Here is a 17,121-nt window from a genome sequence, read left to right on the forward strand (position 1 = left end):
GAACCCCACGGACAACGTCGCCCCGACCGGTGGATCCGCCGCTCGTGGTGATCGAAAGGCGACAGCGATGACTTCAGCGGGAGAGCACTCCGAGGCGGCAACGGCGCCGAACTCGGTGCTCGATCGGGCGGACGACCTCCGCGCGGTGTACTTCGGGCACGTCGATCTGGACGTGTTGCGGACCACCACGGGAGCCGACCCGACCGCGGTGGTGCACCGACATCTGGAGCTCGCCGAGCGTCGTGATCCCGGCGTCGCCTCTCTCGCCCTGCACCGCGGACCCGACAGCACCGTCGGCGTGGCCCTGCAGATCGTCACCGACGACATGCCGATGCTGGTCGAGTCGGTCACCGCCTGGCTCACCGGAGCCGGCATCGCGGTCGTCGAGGTGGTGCACCCGATCCTGCGCGTCGTGCGCGACGAGTCCGGCACGCTCCTCTCCATCCGAGGCGGAGCCACCCCGTCCGACGTCGAGACCGGCGATCTCGCGGACGGCAGCATCCTCGAATCGTGGATCCACGTGGCTCTGCACCCCGCGGCGAGCGAGGAGGCCTTCGCCTCGCTCGAGAGCTCGCTGGCCGACGTGCTCGCCGACGTCCGTCGCGTCGTCGACGACACCGAGGCCATGCAGCGTCGCCAGCTGGAACTGGCCGATCGTCTGGAACGACCACGCCGCGGAGACGCGGACGGAACCGAGTCCGTCACCCCCGAAGCGCGGCACGACGCCGCCCGCCTGCTGCGGTGGTTGTCCGAGGGCAACTTCCGCGTGCTCGGCAGCCGCCGGTACACCGCGACGGAGGCGGGTCTCGAACCCGTCGCCGAGTCCGCGCTGGGCATCCTGCGATCCGACGATCCGGGCGCCGTCGCGGGCTTCGACCTGCCGATCGACCGAGTGGTCGCTCGCGAGGACCTTCTCGTGCTCACCCGCGCATCGAGCTCCACGTCGGTGCACCGCGCCGTGCACCCCTACTTCGTCGGTGTCCACGACCTGGACGACGAGGGAAACACGGTGGGAGAGCACCGGTTCACGGGGCTGTTCACCATCTCCGCACTGCACGGCAACGTCCTCGACATCCCGGTCGTGGGTGATCGCGTGCGCACCGTCATCGAGCGCGCCGGGCACACCCTGTCGTCGTACTCCGGCCAGGCCATGCTCGAGTCGATCCAGTCCTTCCCGCGCACCGAACTCTTCTCGGCGGACAGCAGGTCGCTCTTCGACACCATCTCGGCCGTGGAGCGCAGTGCCCTGCGCCGCGAGGTGCTGCTCTTCCTGCGCCGCGACGGGTACGGCCGGTTCGTGTCGGCGCTTGTCTACCTTCCGCGCGACTCCTACACCACCCGCCTGCGTCTCGAGACCCGCAGGATCCTGCTGCACGAGCTCGGCGGTACCGACGTCGAGTACGAGGCACGCGTCTCGGACAGCCCACTCGCGTTGGTGCACTTCACTGTTCGCTTCGACGGACAGAGCGCGGACGCCGTCGACGTCTCGGACGCCAACCGCGACCGCATCAGGGCCCTGATCGCCGACGCCACCCGCACGTGGGACGACGCTCTGCGTGAGGCGGCCGCGGCCGACCCGTCGGTGTCGCCCGACAACGCGGCGCGCTATGCCGTCGCCTTCCCCGAGGCCTACAAGCAGGATTTCGACGCGGACCGGGCGCTCGTCGACATCGCTCGACTCGACGCGCTCGTCGGCGACGACATCGACATGTGCCTGTACCGCCCGCGCGACGCCGAGGCGGGTCACTGGCGTTTCTCCCTCTACGTGACCGGCAGCGAGGTCTCGCTGAGCCAGGTGCTGCCCGTCCTGCAGAGCCTCGGTGTGGAGGTGGTCGACGAGCGGCCGTACGCCGTGGTGCGCAAGGACGGAACGCGCTGCTGGATCTACGATTTCGGCCTGTCCGCGGAGCCCGAGGTCATCGAGGGCGCCGAGAACCAGACGAGTGTGGTCAGCCGACGATTCACCGACGCGTTCGCTGCCGTGTGGAACGGCCACGCGGAGGCCGACCGCTTCAACGAACTGGTTCTGCGGGCCGGTCTCGAGTGGCGCCGCGCGGTGGTGCTGCGGGCGTACGCGAAGTACCTGCGCCAGGCCGCATTCCCTTTCAGCCAGACCGGCATCGAGGGTGTTCTCCTCGCCAACCCGGTGACGGCTCGACTGATCGTCGACCTGTTCGACGCGCAGTTCGATCCCGCCTCGGCGTCCGAGGAGCGTGCCGACGAGATCGCGTCGGAGCTCGCCGAACTGATCGATCAGGTGGTCAGCCTCGACGCCGACAGGGTGCTGCGTGCCCTGTTCACCCTCGTGCGAGCGACGCTGCGCACCAACCACTTCGTCGTCGACGAGCAGGGTCGCGAGCGCGATTTCCTGTCCCTGAAGTTCGACCCTCGCGGCATCGACGTGCTGCCCAAGCCGCGCCCGCGTTTCGAGATCTTCGTGTACTCGCCGCGCGTCGAGGGCGTGCACCTGCGCTTCGGCACGGTCGCGCGCGGTGGTCTCCGCTGGTCCGACCGGCGCGAGGACTTCCGCACCGAGGTGCTCGGACTGGCCAAGGCGCAGGCCGTCAAGAACGCGGTCATCGTGCCGGTGGGGGCGAAGGGCGGCTTCGTCGTCAAGCAGCCGCCGTCTCCGACCGGCGATGCTGCGACCGACCGCTCCGCGACCACCGCCGAGGGGAGAGCCTGCTACCGCATGTTCATCGCGGGGCTGCTGGACGTCACCGACAACCTCGACCGCGCCACCCGCGCCGCGATCCCACCGCAGCGCGTGGTGCGACGTGACGACGACGACTCGTACCTCGTGGTGGCGGCGGACAAGGGCACTGCCACGTTCTCCGATCTCGCGAACGAGGTGTCCGCCGAGTACGGCTTCTGGCTCGGTGACGCCTTCGCCTCGGGCGGGTCGGTGGGGTACGACCACAAGGCGATGGGCATCACCGCCAAGGGTGCCTGGGAGAGCGTGAAGCGTCACTTCCGCGAGTACGGCATCGACACGCAGTCCGACGAGATCACCGTGGTCGGTATCGGTGACATGAGTGGCGACGTGTTCGGCAACGGGATGCTGCTCAGTGAACATCTCCGCATCGTCGCCGCGTTCGACCACCGGCACATCTTCCTGGATCCCGCACCCGACGCGGCCGCCTCCTTCGCGGAGCGACGGCGACTGTTCGAACTGCCGCGCTCGTCGTGGGCGGATTACGACACCTCCCTGATCAGCAGGGGTGGCGGAGTACACGAACGCACCGTGAAGTCGGTACCGGTCAGCGCCGAGGTGCGCGCGGCTCTCGGACTGGCGGACGACGTCACCGCCCTGTCACCGCCCGAACTGATGCGCGCCATCCTCACGGCGCCGGTGGACCTGCTGTGGAACGGCGGCATCGGCACCTACGTGAAGTCGCGCACCGAGAGCGATGCCGACGTGGGCGACAAGGCCAACGACCCGGTGCGCGTGAACGGCGCGGACCTGCGGGCGCGCGTGGTCGGAGAGGGCGGCAACCTCGGGGTGACCGCGCTCGGCCGCATCGAGTACAGCGCCGCGGGCGGCAAGATCAACACCGACGCCGTGGACAACTCCGCCGGCGTCGACTGCTCCGATCACGAGGTCAACATCAAGATCCTGCTCGATTCCACCGTGACGTCGGGTGACCTGGCCGCGGAGGACCGGGAGTCCCTGCTGGCCTCCATGACGGACGAGGTGGGCGCCCTCGTTCTCGAAGACAACGTCGCGCAGAACGAGCTGCTGGGTGTCTCACGGGCACACGCCCCCGAACTGCTGGGCGTCCACGCTCGACTGATCGCCGACCTGGTGGCGTCGGGCCGGGTGGACAGGTCGCTCGACGCGCTGCCGACGAAGTCGGAGATCTCGCGGCGCCTGCAGAACGGCCTGGGTCTCACCTCGCCCGAGCTGTCGACTCTCATGGCTCACGTGAAGTTGGCGCTGCAGGAAGACCTGCTGGCATCGGATCTGCCGGACAACGACGTGTTCGCCCCGCTCATGACGGACTACTTCCCGACGCCGTTGCGCGAACGTTTCGCCGGTGCCATCAAGGCGCATCCGCTGCGCCGGGAGATCGTGGCCACGCGGGTGGCGAACGAGACGGTCGACCACGGCGGCATCACCTACGCCTTCCGCCTCGCGGAGGACTCGGGAGTCGGGAGCACGGACGCGGCGCGAGCGTTCGCGGCGACGAGCGAGATCTTCGGTCTGCACGACATCTGGGCCGCGATCGCCGCGGCCGACATGCCCACGGACGCGTCCGACGAACTGGTGCTCGAGTCTCGTCGCCTCCTCGACCGAGGATCCCGCTGGCTGTTGTCGAACCGGCCGCAGCCCATCGCTGTCGGTGCCGAGATCACGAGGTTCGCGCGCAAGGTGCGGATCCTGGAATCGCAGCTCCCGACCTGGCTGAAGGGTCGGCAGGCACGCAGCGGACTCGACCGTGCCACGTCCGCCATCGAGAAGGGCGCGCCGGAAGAGCTCGCGCACAGAGTGTTCCGGCTCCTCGACGTGTTCTGCCTGCTCGACGTCATCGAGACGGCGGACATCGCGAACGAGGACGACGAGGTGATGGCGAGCCTCTACTACGCCCTCAGCGAGCACCTCGGTATCGACTGGCTGCTGTCTGCGGTGTCCACGCTCGAACGCGGCGACCGCTGGCACTCCCTGGCGCGGTTGGCGTTGCGGGACGACCTGTACTCGTCGCTGCGTGCCCTCACGCTCGACGTGACGGGCGGCGGCGAACCGGGGGAGACGGCGGACGAGATGATCGCCGACTGGGAGTCCACCAATGCCTCCCGGCTCGCTCGTGCCCGAGCGGCCCTCACGGAGATCGGCGAGTCCGGAACGCTGGATCTGGCGACGCTCTCGGTGGCGGCGCGGCAGATCCGCAGCATGGTGCGAGGGGCGGGTGCGCGGACCGACGTCTCGCGTTGACCACGCCCGGGGGGACGGGCGTGCCCGGCCCGGCGCCGCGCCGGGCCGGATAGGTTGGGGGAGTGACAGACGACGAGCTCATCGGCTTCCACTGCCCCGTCGAGGTGCGCTGGTCGGACATGGACGTGTACCAGCACATCAACCACGCACGCATGGTGACGCTGCTGGAGGAGGCCCGCATCCCGTGGCTCATGGCCGACGGTGTCCCCACCGCGACCCTGCGGAACAGTGCGGTGATCGCCGACCTGCACGTGCGCTACCGCGGCCAGTTGCGCCACGAGGACACGCCTCTCGACGTGTTCATGTGGGTGGAGCAGTTGCGGGCCGTCGACTTCACGGCGGGATACGAGGTGCGCCCGCACGGCGCACCGATGAGTACTCCGCCGGCCATCGTGGCGTCCACGCAGATCGCAGCCTTCGACATCGACACCCAGCGCCTGCGCCGGCTGTCCGGCGACGAGCGTGAGTACCTGCAGCGCTGGCAGCGGCCGTGACGGGTGCGCTGGCCGAGCGGTCGGTGACCGTCCCGGACGCGCGGGACCGGGACGATCTGTCGACCTTCCTGACCCACGCCGCGCGGCTCGACCCGGGCGCGGTGGTGCGCCTCCGGCGCCGCGGTGACAGTCACGTGGTCGCGTGGATCGAGACCGGATTCGACGTCCTCGCCGCCCGCGTGATCCGCGCCCGGGTGCTGCCGTCGGACGTCACCGTGGCCGCGGACGGGCTCCTCTCGGCGATGCGATCCGCCGGACCTGCACCGTTCGATCCCGGCTTCGGCATGGACTCCGCCTGGCGCGGTCCGGTGCCGCCGGACGCCGGGTGGACCCATGTGGACGACGTCCCCGGTCCGGTGTTCGTGGAGCTGGCCGAGCGTGGTGTCGCCCTGGCCCGCGAACACGGAACCGATCACGGCCCGCCCGTGTCGCTGCTCGATCAGGACGTGGTGACCGTCGAGGCCGACGGCGAGGCGGTGCCCGTGTCGATGCGCATGATCTTCGCGCTCAACGCCATGAAGTTCGTGCCCACGGTGTCCGACTCGTCGCGGAGTGCGGACGACGCGCGCGTCCGGGTGCGAATCGCTCGGTCGTGGATCCGGCTCGACGCCCGCTACGGATCGGTGTTCCGCAGCCGGGGCGCCACGATCCCGCTCATGGTGTCCTGATCGACCCGCACCGCGACTCGTTCAGACGAGCCAGGCCGCCGCGTCGGCCGGAAGCAGCCCGTCCTGCAGCGGTGCGCTGGCGAGCAGCAGCGCTCCCGGCGGCAGGGTGATGGGCTCGGACGTGGTGTTCAGAGCGCAGATGACGCCGCCGCGGCGCCGGAACGCCAGACACCCGGGAGGGCTCCCGTACCACTCGACTCCGGGCTCGCTGAACTCCGGCCGCGCGGCCCGCAGGCTCAACGCCGTCCGATAGAGGCTCAGCATGGAGTCCACGTCCTCGAGTTGGCTCTCCACGGTCAGCGGGGCCCACTCGGCGGGAATCGGCAACCAGGTCTCCCGCGCCGTCGAGAATCCGAACGGCGGCTCGGTGCCCTCCCACGGCAGCGGGACGCGGCACGCGTCTCGTCCGCGTTCCTGGCCGCCGGATCGGAACCAGGCGGGATCCTGCAGAGCGGAGTCGGGGAGGTCCGCGTTGGGCAGCCCGAGCTCGGAGCCGTTGTAGACGAACACGACACCGGGGAGCGCCAGCAGGACCAGGGCCATCGCGCGTGCGCGCTGCAGACCCTGCTCACCTCCGCCGTACCGGGTGACCTCGCGGTCGACGTCGTGGTTGGACAGGGTCCACGTCGGCGTGCCGCCGACACGGTCGACCGCGTCGAGCGAGTTGTCGACGGCGTCCCTGATGGCCGAGGCGTCGAACGCGGACTCGGCCAGCCGGAAGTTGAAGCCCAGGGTGAGCTCGTCGGGACGGATGTAGCGACTGAAGCGTTCGTTGTCCTGGACCCACACCTCGCCGACCGTCATCGCGCCGTCGTACTCGTCCACGACCCGGCGGATGGCGCGGTGGATCTCGTGCACCCCGTCGTCGTCGAAACGGGGGTCCCCGTCCTCGTTGCGCATCAGCTCGTTCACGGACAGATCCATGTCCGGGAGATCCGGCGGCTTGGCCATGCCGTGGGCCACGTCGATGCGGAACCCGTCGACACCGCGGTCGAGCCAGAACCGGATCGTCGCCTCCAGATCGGCGAGCACCTCGGGTTCGGTCCAGTTCAGATCCGGCTGCTCGGGCGCGAAGATGTGGAGGTACCACTGACCGGGTGTGCCGTCCGACTCGGTGACGCGGTGCCACGCGGGACCGCCGAAGATGCTGGGCCAATTGTTCGGCGGCTCGGAGCCGTCGCCCTTGCCGTCCCGGAACACGTAGCGGGCCCGCTCCGGGCTCCCGGGCGCCGCGGCCAGAGCGGCCTGGAACCATTCGTGCTGATCGCTGGTGTGGTTCGGGACCAGGTCCATCGTGACCTTCATGCCCCGCGCGTGCGCCTCCGTCACCACGGCGTCCATCGTCTCGAGAGATCCGAACAGCGGATCGATGTCGCGTGGATCGGACACGTCGTATCCGTGGTCGACCATCGGTGACCGCATCACCGGGCTGAGCCAGAGTGCATCGACGCCGAGCAGTTCCAGGTATCCGAGCTTGTCCCGGATGCCACCCAGATCACCGATCCCGTCGCCGTCGGAGTCCGCGAACGAGCGGGGGTAGATCTGGTAGAAGACGGCGTCGGACCACCAGGGGGCCGGGGCGGACGGGCCGTCGGCGGGGGACGGGCCGGCGGACGCGTCGATCGGAGTGCTCACAGGCGCAATAGTGCCAAAGGCCGAGCCGCGAGGGGCGGTGCGCCCGTCACCACGACCCCTCCGGCCTGCCCGGCCTCTCGTGACGACCGGCCTCCGGCCTGCCCGGCTCCCACGAGAATCACCACGCGTCCGCCGTTCATGCCATGGGGAGGTCAAGAAAATCGGAACGATCGGCGTGAAAACTACCCAAAGTTTGTTTGGTGGGGTATTTTCAGGCGGAACTTCAAGCGACGGTAAAGGAACCTCCATGACGACTCCTGTTTTCGAAGCCGTGAGTCTCGACTCCGTCGAGCTCCTGCCGGCTCCGATCGATCCTTCGTGGATCCTCGAGGGTGCTCCCGTCGCGCGCAGCGGTCAGTGGTCCTGCAGCCCGGACACCACCACGTCGTCGTGGGTCTGGGACTGCACCGCCGGCACCTTCAACTGGTACTTCGAGCAGGACGAGACCATCCACGTCATCGAGGGCGAGGTCGTCGTCCAGTCCGCGGGCAACGAGCCCCGCGTGCTCCGCGCCGGGGATGCCGCTCTGTTCTACGCCGGCACTTGGGCCGAGTGGCACGTGCCGCACTACGTGCGCAAGCACGCCATCCTGCGCCCCCACATCCCGCGTCCCCTGTGGTTCGCGATGCGTGTCGCCCGCAAGCTGCGGGGCAAGGGCCGCTCCGGCGCCCTCGGCTGAGCGCGCAGCACTACAGCGGCGAGTTCACCATCGAGTTCGCCGCCATCTCGATGTAGTCGACGAACTGCTGTCGATGCACATCGTCCATCGTGTCAGAGTCGATCGACGCCAGGGCCGTGTGCATCGCGCGCAGCCAGGCGTCGCGTTCGAACGGCCCGATGACGAACGGCGAGTGCCGCATCCGCAGACGCGGGTGGCCGCGCTCGTCCGAGTAGGTACGCGGACCACCCCAGTACTGCTCGAGGAACATGCGCATCCGGCGCTCCGCCGGGCCCAGGTCCTCCTCCGGGTACAGCCGCCGCAGAATCTCGTCCCGCTCGACCTCGGCGTAGAAGCGCGCGGTCAGGGTGCGAAACGTCTCCGCACCGCCGACCGCGTCGTAGAAGGTCTGTGCCGGCTCGGTCATGGCTCCATTGTTCTCCACGATCACGTGCTCATGCTCGGGGCGGGTCCGAAGGGCCGCCCGTTGGGGTAGGGCGCCGCGATGCCGGACTCGTCGAAGGCGTCGAGGATCTGACGATGCAACTGGCGCTGCACGGCCCACTGTCGGCCGGGTCGAACCTTGATGGTCAGGCGCAGCGTCACCGTGTCCGACGTGACGGCGTCGACGCCGAGCATCTGCGGGGCCTCGAGAATGTCCTCCTGGAACTCGCCACGCTCGATGGACTCGCGCGCCGTGCGCTCGGCCACCTCGCACGCGACGTCGATGTCGGCGGAATGACTGACGGGGAGGTCCAACACCGCGACGGCGTGACCCTGGCTCATGTTGCCGACACGCAGCACCTCGCCGTTGCGGACGTACCAGAGCGTCCCGGAGATGTCGCGGACCGTGGTGACCCGCAGGCCCACGGTCTCGACCGTGCCCGATGCCTCGCCGAGATCGACGATGTCGCCGACTCCGTACTGGTCCTCGAGCAGCATGAAGATGCCGGAGAGGAAGTCGCGGACGAGGTTCTGCGCGCCGAAACCGAGCGCGACACCCACGATGCCTGCGGACGCGATGAAGGGGGCGACGTTCACACCGACGATGGAGAGCGCGGAGAGCACGAACCAGACCAGGATGCCGACGGAGACCGCCGACTTGAGCACCGAACCGATGGTGCGGGCGCGCTGGTTGCGGCGCTCGTTCAGGATGGTGGTGGTGACGCCGGCGGGGGCACGTTCGCGCAGCGGCCTCAGCAGGGGCGGTTTACCCGCAGCGCTGCGACCCGCGCCGGGTGAGCGGCTGGTGAACCGGTCGATCATGCGGTGCAGGACGTAACGCAGAACCACGGCGAGCAGGGCGTACCCCAGAACCTGGAGCGGGCGTTGGATCAGCCAGTCGCGACCGGTGTCGGAGAGCGAGAGGGCGAGGACGTCGTTCGGGTCGAAGGAATACACCCGAAAAGTCTACGGATCTCCTCGGCGCACGCCACCTGTCACCACCCGTCTCGGCACCCACCCCGCCACCCGTGCGGGGGGACACCCGGAGTTCACCGCGTGGCCGTCGGCCGGACCTCGAATGAGCGTGCGAACGGCACCGATTCGTGATGCACTGTGGTTGGTCTTCACGTGCGGGCGGTGGCTGTCGCAAACCAGTGGTAGTCGCGCCGCGCGCAGTGGTCACTGGAGGTGGCATGAAGAAGAGCGGGACTGTCGCGAAGGTTCGGGCCGGGCATCGACAACTGTCGCCCACCGACGCCGTGCAGGGCGGCGCGTCGGGGGCGCGACCCCAGTCCGAACACCCTGTCGTCTTCGGCGGCGCGTCGTTGCACGCCGTCACCGATCACTCCGATCCGGCCGACGTCGACGGGCACCTCGATCACGAGGACGCCGTCCCCGCCTGGGTGAAGCGGCGCGTACTCCTCCTGAACGCCACGTTCGAACCACTCACCGCGCTGCCCATGCGGCGTGCCGTCGTCCTGCTGGTCTGCGAGAAGGCCGTCGTGGTGCACGACGACGACGACGGTCCCGTCGTCCACTCGGCGGACATCGCTCTGCAGGTGCCGTCGGTCATCCGCCTCCGCTCGTACGTGCGGGTGCCCTACCGGGCGCGCATCCCGATGACGCGGGCGGCTCTGATGCATCGGGACCGTTTCCGGTGCGCGTACTGCGGTTCCAAGGCCGAGACCATCGACCACGTGGTGCCGCGCAGTCGCGGCGGCGGTCACTCCTGGGAGAATTGCGTCGCGTGCTGCGCTTCCTGCAATCACCGCAAGGCGGACAAGATGCTCAGCGAGCTGGGGTGGACCCTGCGCGCCGCGCTGGTCCCGCCGAAGGGTCCGCACTGGCGACTGCTCGCGAGCATCAAGGAACTCGATCCCACCTGGCTGCCGTACCTGGGTGAGGGCGCGGCCTGACACCCGTCCACTAAGGTGATGGGCGTGAGCATCCTCGAAACCGCGCTGATCTTCGGACTGATTCCGTTGGCACTGTTCCTCGCGCTCTTCGTGTTCGCGAAGATCACGTCGACCGATCCCGCGCCGCGTCCCGCCCCCTACCGACTCGGGCAGCAGTGGGACCACGCCCCGGTGCTGTGGTCGGCCACGGACGAGGTGACGCCGTACTCGCAGCACGCTGCGCATTCGACACACGCCGAACTCACCGCGGGTTCGGCTTCGCTGGTAGGAGGCCGGGCAAGTGGCAAGTGGTGAACTCTCGACCCGTCGGATCGACGAGGAGAACCTTCCCGTCGGCCATGTGGTGACCGCGAGCGGTCGAGTCTCCGGTGTGCACCAGGTGGGCACCGTCAACCCCGACCTGTCCCCGTTCGCGACCGACGAGCTGATCCAGCTCGACGAGTCGCTCATCGAGGCCACCCGCCGTACGGGCATCCGCTTCAACGTGCTGGTCGGTGACCTCGGCCCCGACACCGCCGCGGGTGCGGACGCCGCTCTCGCGGGAACGCCCGAGGCCGAGTACTCGGTGCTCATCGCCGTCTCACCGAACCAGCGCGCCATCGAGGTTCGTTCCGGTCGAGGCGTCGCCCATCTCGTCGACGACCGCATCGCGCAGCTCGGTATCACCGCGGCCACGGGATCCTTCCGTGACGGCGACCTGATCGACGGCCTCGTCGCCGCCGTGCGCGTCATGAGCGCGGCGATCACCGGCCCGTCCGCCTGACACGGCGCCACCCCGGCACAGAGACAAAGGCCCATCATCCGCGAGGATGATGGGCCCTTGTCCGTGCGCGAGTCAGGTGCGGTCAGGCACCGTCCGCCGCTCGGGCGGCGAGCGACCGCACCACAGACGCGCGACCCTCGACGACGAGGCGCGCGAGGGCCGGCGGGTGGTCGCCCGCGAGGAACTCGTCCGCCGCCGCCACCGACTGCTCAGTGATGGACCAGGTCGGGTACAGACCGACGACGACGGTCTGCGCGACCTCGCTGGAACGACGTGCCCAGACATCGGAGATGGCGTCGAAGTAGCGGGAGACGAACGGCTCCAACAACTCTCCCTGGCCCGCACCGGGAAACGCGCCGATGATGGCACGTGCGGTGATGTTGGGTAGGGAGTCGTTGTCGATGACCGTGGTCCACGCCTCCTCCTTGACCGAGGCCTGCGGGCGGGCAGCTCGCGCCGCCGCCGCGTTGCGGGCACCGGCCGCGGTGTTGTCCTTCTCTGCCTCGGCGTCGATCACGGGTGTGTCGGACCCCGTGTCGATCGCGCCGCTGCGAGCCAGAGCGGTGACGAACCGCCAGCGCAGATCGGTGTCGACGGTGAGGCCGCCCAGATCCTGGCCGTCCACGTCTCCGTCGAGCAGCGCCTGCATCACTGTCGTGTGGCGCTCGGCCAGCACGGACGAGGCCAGCGCGTTGACGTAGGCCAGCTGATGATCCGACCCACCGTCGGCCGCGCGCGCCAGCTCGAGGAGACGGTCGGCGAACTCGGGCCATCCCGTGGACTGCGCCCACCCCGGCTCGGCATAGCTGCCGAGCGCGGTCTGCGCCTGCAGCAGGAGCCGCTGCACGACTCCGACCTCGGTCTCGGAGGTGATGCCGCGCTGCACCAGTGCGACGAAGTCGCGTGCCTTCAGATCGGCCTGCCGGGTCATCTCCCACGCCGCCGACCACGCCAGGGTGCGGGGGAGCGACTCGGTGATGTCGCCGATGCGCGCGATGAGCGTCTCGAGCGAGGTCGGATCCAGCTGCAGCGAGCAGTACGTCAGGTCGTCGTCGTTGACGAGCACCAACCGACCGGCGGGCGTGCCCACCAGCGCGGGAACCTCGGTGCGCTCCTGCGGCTCGACGTCGAGCTCGACCCGCTGGGTGCGAGTGAGCGCGCCGGAGTCGTCACCGTCGTAGATGCCGACGGCGATGCGGTGCACGCGGCGCTCACCCTTGCCGGGTGCCGCGGCCCCCTGCACGACGGAGAAGGACGAGTAGTTGCCGTCGTCGTCGATCTCGAATTCCGGTGTCAGGGTGTTCAGGCCGGTGGTGCGCAGCCACTGATCACCCCAGTCCGACAGGTCGCGACCGGACGAGGCCTCGAGAGCCGACAGCAGATCCGAGAAGGTCGCGTTGCCGAAGGCGTGGTCGCGGAAGTAGCTGCGCAGACCCGCGAGGAAGTCCTCGAGCCCGACGTAGGCGACGAGCTGCTTGAGGACGCTGGCGCCCTTGGCATAGGTGATGCCGTCGAAGTTGACCTCGACTGCGGCGAGATCAGGAATGTCCGCGGCGATGGGGTGCGTCGACGGTAACTGGTCCTGGCGGTAGGCCCAGCTCTTCTCGACGTTCGCGAACGTGGTCCACGCGCTTGTGTACTCCGTGGCCTCCGACTGGCAGAGCACCGACGCGAACGTGGCGAAGGACTCGTTGAGCCACAGGTCGTCCCACCACCGCATGGTCACGAGATCGCCGAACCACATGTGGGCCATCTCGTGCAGCACGGTCTCGGCGCGGCGCTCGTAGGAGTAGCGCGTCACCTTGGACCGGAAGACGTAGTCCTCCAGGAAGGTCACCGCGCCGGCGTTCTCCATCGCGCCCGCGTTGAACTCGGGTACGAACAGCTGGTCGTACTTGCCGAAGGCGTACGGGACACCGAAGTTACGGTGGTAGAACTCGAAGCCCTGCTTGGTCTCGGTGAAGAGGCGATCGGCGTCCATGTACTCCGACAGCGATGCGCGGCAGTAGATTCCGAGCGGAATGGTGCCGTGGTCGTCCGAGTAGGAATCGGTCCACTGCGCGTACGGGCCGGCGATGAGCGCGACGAGGTAGGTGCTCATCACGGGAGTCGTCTCGAACACGTGCGTCGTGGCACCGGACGCCTCGGAGGTCTCCGCGGCAGCCGCGTTGGAGATGACGGCCCAGTCCCTCGGTGCCGTCACCGTCACGTCGAAGGTCGCTTTGAGATCCGGCTGATCGAAACACGCGAACATGCGCTTGGCGTCCGCGGTCTCGAACTGGCTGTACAGGTAGACGGAGCCGTCCGACGGATCGACGAAGCGGTGCAGGCCCTCACCGGTATGGGAGTAGACGCACTCCGCGACCACGGTGAGCTCGTTGTGCTCCGCGAGGTCGGTGAGCGCGATGCCCGTCGACTCGTCGTAGGAGGAGACGTCGACGTCGGTTCCGTTGAGCGTCGCGGAGCTCACCGAGGCGGCGACGATGTCGACGACACTGGAGGCTCCGGCAGTCGCGTCGAAGGTGACGGTGGTGGTCGAGGAGAAGGTCTTCTCGCCCGGGCCACCGGCTCCGTCCGTCAGGTCGAGAGTGATGGAGTAGTGCGTGACCGTGAGCAGCGAGGACCGTTCCTCTGCCTGGTCCCTGGTCAAATTGGGGGCAACCACGTGCACCCTTTCTGTCGATTTCTTCTGCCACCGCCGAACTGCGGTCGCGGCTGTGTCCATCCCATCATGACGCCGGTCGCCGCGGGCGGGTAGAACAGGTGTGCAGAGTTCGTGTCACCGGCCCACTGTGCGGGACGCTCCGCAGACCAGCCGAACACCGAGCACTACCCGACGACGAAAGGACCGACGTGAGCGATAGCAAGGACGTGGCAGATTTCTGGTTCGACCCGCTCTGCCCGTGGTGCTGGATCACCTCGCGCTGGATTCTCGAGGTGGCGAAGGTTCGCGACATCGAGACGAACTTCCACGTCATGAGCCTGGCGGTCCTCAACGAAGGACGCGATCTTCCCGACGAGTACCAGGACATGATGAAGAAGGCGTGGGGTCCCGTCCGCGTCGCGATCGCGGCCGCGCAGGAGAAGGGCGACGAGATCCTCGAGCCGCTCTACACCGAGATGGGGACGCGAATCCACAACGAGGGCAACAAGGACTTCCCGGACGTGATCCAGAAGTCGCTCGCTGCACTGGACCTCCCGGCCTCGTTGGCCGAGGCGGCCGCGAGCAGTGAGTTCGACGACGCGCTGCGCAAGAGCCACCACGCGGGAATGGACAAGGTGGGCAAGGACGTCGGCACGCCGACCATCCACGTCAACGGTGTCGCCTTCTTCGGTCCCGTGCTGTCGAGGATCCCGCGCGGCGAGGAGGCCGGCAAGCTGTGGGACGCGTCGGTGATCTTCGCGTCGTACCCGCACTTCTTCGAGCTCAAGCGTTCTCGCAACGAGGACCCGCAGTTCGACTGAGTCGACCGCGCACCCCGTCGGTGATGCCGGCGGGGTGCGTCAGACCACGATGAGGTCGGGACGGCCCCGGCGATCGCGAGTGCCGTCTCCGAACTCCAGTGCCTCGCCGCCGAGCCAGCGACGCGCGGACCAGGCGGCCGCCACCGCGTCGAGCACGTCGTCCATCGCGGGCCCGTCCTCGATCGCACTCGTGGCCTCCAGCAGCGCCGGCACGTCCACCACCACCGAGAGTGCTTGCAGCCGTTGCGCGATGCCGCGGGCTCGTTTCTTCGACGTGAAGCGGGTGGCGGGGGCGAGTGCCCGGAACGACGATTCCGGGTGCACCTCGATCACCCGCGCGATGTCGGGGTCGGCCGCGTCCCAGGCCCGGATGTGGTCGGTGAGGTACCAGGACTGCTTGCTGATGGCCTTGCCCGTGCGGGCGCGGGCGATCACGCAGGCGTCCTCCCAGGAGGCCGCCCACACCGCGTCGCGTACCGGCGTGGGGAAGAGCGACGATCGCGCCGGGCCCAGGAACGTCCGAACCTGGAGTTCGCTCGCTCGCACTCCGGCGTCGGGAACGGTCAGCGGCATGTCGACCCCGACGGCCGCGCAGTCCCGGGTGGTGTCCAGGACGGCCGCGACGGTATCGACCAGGGTCAACGACACTCGTCCCTCGTGGAGGCGAGCCACCACCCACCGGCCCGCGGCGCCGTCCACCCCGGCGACGGGGCCCCACCCGCACGGTGGCGTCGGGGCGGAGGGGGGCACCTGTCAAACTCTAGCCATGCGCGTATACCTGGGTGCCGATCACGCCGGCTTCGAGTTCAAGAATCAGATCATCGACCACCTGCGGGAATCGGGACACGAGCCGATCGACTGCGGTGCGTTCACGTACGACGCGGTGGACGACTACCCGGCGTTCTGCATCGAGGCGGCTCGCCGCACGGTTGCCGACCCGGAGAGCCTCGGACTGGTGCTCGGTGGCTCCGGCAACGGTGAGCAGATCGCGGCCAACAAGGTCCCCGGCGCGCGGTGCGCTCTCGCCTGGAGCGTCGAGACGGCTCAGCTCGCGCGCCAGCACAACAAGGCGCAGCTGATCGGCATCGGCGGCCGCATGCACACGCTGCCCGAGGCGCTCGCGATCGTGGACGCGTTCCTCGAGACCCCGTGGTCGGGCGAGGAGCGCCACCAGCGCCGCATCGACATCCTGTCCGAGTACGAGCGCACCGGCGACGCGCCGGCCGTTCCCGGTGCACCCTCGGCCGACGGCGGCTCCGAATAAGAGGGTCCGCACCACAGCCCGAGTAGTCAGGTACCACCCATGCCCGAGGGGCACACTCTCCATCGTCTGGCGCGACTGCACCAGAAGCGTTTCGGCGGCCAGGTCATCGAGGTGTCCAGTCCGCAGGGACGTTTCGTCGACGGTGCCGAGTGGGTCTCCGGGCATGTCCTGAAGCGCGCCGACGCCTGGGGCAAGCATCTGCTCCACCGGTACGACAACGGGGCGATCGTCCACGTCCACCTCGGGCTGTACGGAAAGTTCGGCGAGCAGTCCGTTCCCATGAAGGAGCCCGTCGGCCAGGTGCGGATGCGCATGGTGGGGGAGGAGTACGGCACCGATCTGCGCGGCCCCACCCGCTGCGAGATCTTCGACGACACTCAGGTCGACGCGCTGGTGGCGCGCCTGGGTCCCGATCCGCTGCGCAAGGAGTCCGACCCGGAGAAGGCGTTCCACCGGATCCACAAGTCGGCCATGGCGGTCGGCGCGTTGCTGATGGAGCAGGACGTCATCGCCGGCATCGGCAACGTCTACCGGGCCGAGCTGCTGTTCCGGCACCGCGTGAGCCCGTTCCGCACCGGCAAGCACCTCGACCACGAGGAGTGGGACGAGATGTGGACGGATCTCGTCGAGTTGATGAAGGTGGGCGTGCGACGCGGGCGCATCATCACGCTGGACAAGGAACACGACTCGGGCACCGGGTCGCGAGGACCGGGACGCCCGCGTTCCTACGTCTACAAGCGGAACGGCCAGCCGTGCCTGATCTGCGGCACGACGATTCTCACCGCGGACATGAAGGGCCGCAACCTCTTCTGGTGCCCGACGTGTCAGGCGACGTGAGGTCGGTCGAGCACTGATCCGTCCGCACGAGTTCCGGGGGGCGC

The 17,121-nt window shown here is 68.9% G+C and carries 15 protein-coding genes; 10 read left to right on the forward strand and 5 right to left on the reverse strand.

All coding sequences use genetic code 11. The features are described from left to right. The first annotated feature begins 67 nt into the window (after positions 1-67). From HQ308_RS16120 to HQ308_RS16130, 3 genes are all read left to right on the forward strand, one after another. The gene (locus tag HQ308_RS16120; protein WP_222647151.1) at positions 68-4,933 is read left to right on the forward strand and encodes an NAD-glutamate dehydrogenase; all 4,866 of its coding nucleotides are present in this window, start codon (positions 68-70) and stop codon (positions 4,931-4,933) included. Between the two features lie 62 nt (positions 4,934-4,995). Further along, positions 4,996-5,427, forward strand: a complete 432-nt coding sequence (locus tag HQ308_RS16125) for a thioesterase family protein (RefSeq protein WP_027505634.1) — start codon at positions 4,996-4,998, stop codon at positions 5,425-5,427. Beyond that, complete coding sequence (locus HQ308_RS16130; protein WP_374198289.1) at positions 5,424-6,095, forward strand: hypothetical protein; 672 nt, start codon at positions 5,424-5,426, stop codon at positions 6,093-6,095. The genes HQ308_RS16125 and HQ308_RS16130 overlap by 4 nt, the downstream gene beginning before the upstream one ends. 21 nt (positions 6,096-6,116) lie before the next feature. On the opposite strand, the gene HQ308_RS16135 is transcribed toward HQ308_RS16130, so the two are convergent. Next, a complete protein-coding gene (locus tag HQ308_RS16135; RefSeq protein WP_374198538.1) occupies positions 6,117-7,730 on the reverse strand; it encodes a glycoside hydrolase family 13 protein in 1,614 nt (537 codons plus the stop codon). A gap of 247 nt (positions 7,731-7,977) precedes the next feature. On the opposite strand from HQ308_RS16135, the gene HQ308_RS16140 reads away from it, so the two are divergent. Beyond that, complete coding sequence (locus HQ308_RS16140; protein WP_222630235.1) at positions 7,978-8,409, forward strand: cupin domain-containing protein; 432 nt, start codon at positions 7,978-7,980, stop codon at positions 8,407-8,409. Between the two features lie 10 nt (positions 8,410-8,419). On the opposite strand, the gene HQ308_RS16145 is transcribed toward HQ308_RS16140, so the two are convergent. Continuing rightward, positions 8,420-8,815: a globin gene (locus HQ308_RS16145; protein ID WP_222630239.1), complete on the reverse strand. Its 396-nt coding sequence runs from the start codon at positions 8,813-8,815 to the stop codon at positions 8,420-8,422. Between the two features lie 20 nt (positions 8,816-8,835). Then, positions 8,836-9,789, reverse strand: a complete 954-nt coding sequence (locus HQ308_RS16150) for a mechanosensitive ion channel family protein (protein WP_222630254.1) — start codon at positions 9,787-9,789, stop codon at positions 8,836-8,838. Between the two features lie 236 nt (positions 9,790-10,025). Here HQ308_RS16150 and HQ308_RS16155 point away from each other — a divergent pair, with 236 nt between their 5' ends. From HQ308_RS16155 to HQ308_RS16165, 3 genes are read left to right on the forward strand one after another with little or no spacing between them, the layout of a single operon-like run. Then, complete coding sequence (locus tag HQ308_RS16155) at positions 10,026-10,748, forward strand: HNH endonuclease (RefSeq protein ID WP_231476311.1); 723 nt, start codon at positions 10,026-10,028, stop codon at positions 10,746-10,748. An 18-nt stretch (positions 10,749-10,766) separates the two neighbouring features. Then, positions 10,767-11,042, forward strand: a complete 276-nt coding sequence (locus HQ308_RS16160) for a hypothetical protein (RefSeq protein ID WP_261769336.1) — start codon at positions 10,767-10,769, stop codon at positions 11,040-11,042. Continuing rightward, positions 11,029-11,511: a DUF5130 family protein gene (locus HQ308_RS16165; protein ID WP_222630258.1), complete on the forward strand. Its 483-nt coding sequence runs from the start codon at positions 11,029-11,031 to the stop codon at positions 11,509-11,511. The genes HQ308_RS16160 and HQ308_RS16165 overlap by 14 nt, the downstream gene beginning before the upstream one ends. Positions 11,512-11,593: 82 nt before the next feature. On the opposite strand, the gene pepN is transcribed toward HQ308_RS16165, so the two are convergent. Continuing rightward, entirely contained in the window at positions 11,594-14,176 is a 2,583-nt protein-coding gene (gene pepN / locus HQ308_RS16170; protein ID WP_222647153.1) for an aminopeptidase N, read from the reverse strand. Positions 14,177-14,364: 188 nt separating this feature from the next. Between pepN and HQ308_RS16175 the strand changes: the two genes are divergently transcribed. Further along, positions 14,365-14,976 carry a DsbA family protein gene (locus HQ308_RS16175; RefSeq protein WP_222638458.1) on the forward strand — a complete coding sequence of 204 codons (612 nt, stop codon included), beginning with the start codon at positions 14,365-14,367 and terminating at the stop codon, positions 14,974-14,976. 39 nt (positions 14,977-15,015) lie between these two features. On the opposite strand, the gene HQ308_RS16180 is transcribed toward HQ308_RS16175, so the two are convergent. After that, on the reverse strand, positions 15,016-15,726 hold the full coding sequence (locus HQ308_RS16180; RefSeq protein WP_231476312.1) for a DUF429 domain-containing protein: 711 nt from the start codon (positions 15,724-15,726) through the stop codon (positions 15,016-15,018). Positions 15,727-15,742: 16 nt separating this feature from the next. Here HQ308_RS16180 and HQ308_RS16185 point away from each other — a divergent pair, with 16 nt between their 5' ends. Together HQ308_RS16185 and HQ308_RS16190 are read left to right on the forward strand one after the other, a co-directional pair. Then, positions 15,743-16,240 (forward strand): ribose-5-phosphate isomerase, encoded by a 498-nt coding sequence (locus HQ308_RS16185; RefSeq protein ID WP_027505646.1) that lies wholly within the window; start codon positions 15,743-15,745, stop codon positions 16,238-16,240. A 39-nt stretch (positions 16,241-16,279) separates the two neighbouring features. After that, on the forward strand, positions 16,280-17,077 hold the full coding sequence (locus tag HQ308_RS16190) for an Fpg/Nei family DNA glycosylase (protein WP_027505647.1): 798 nt from the start codon (positions 16,280-16,282) through the stop codon (positions 17,075-17,077). Positions 17,078-17,121: the final 44 nt, after the last annotated feature.

The sequence above is a fragment of the Rhodococcus sp. BP-241 genome (genome assembly GCF_019836145.1).
GTDB lineage: Bacteria > Actinomycetota > Actinomycetes > Mycobacteriales > Mycobacteriaceae > Rhodococcoides.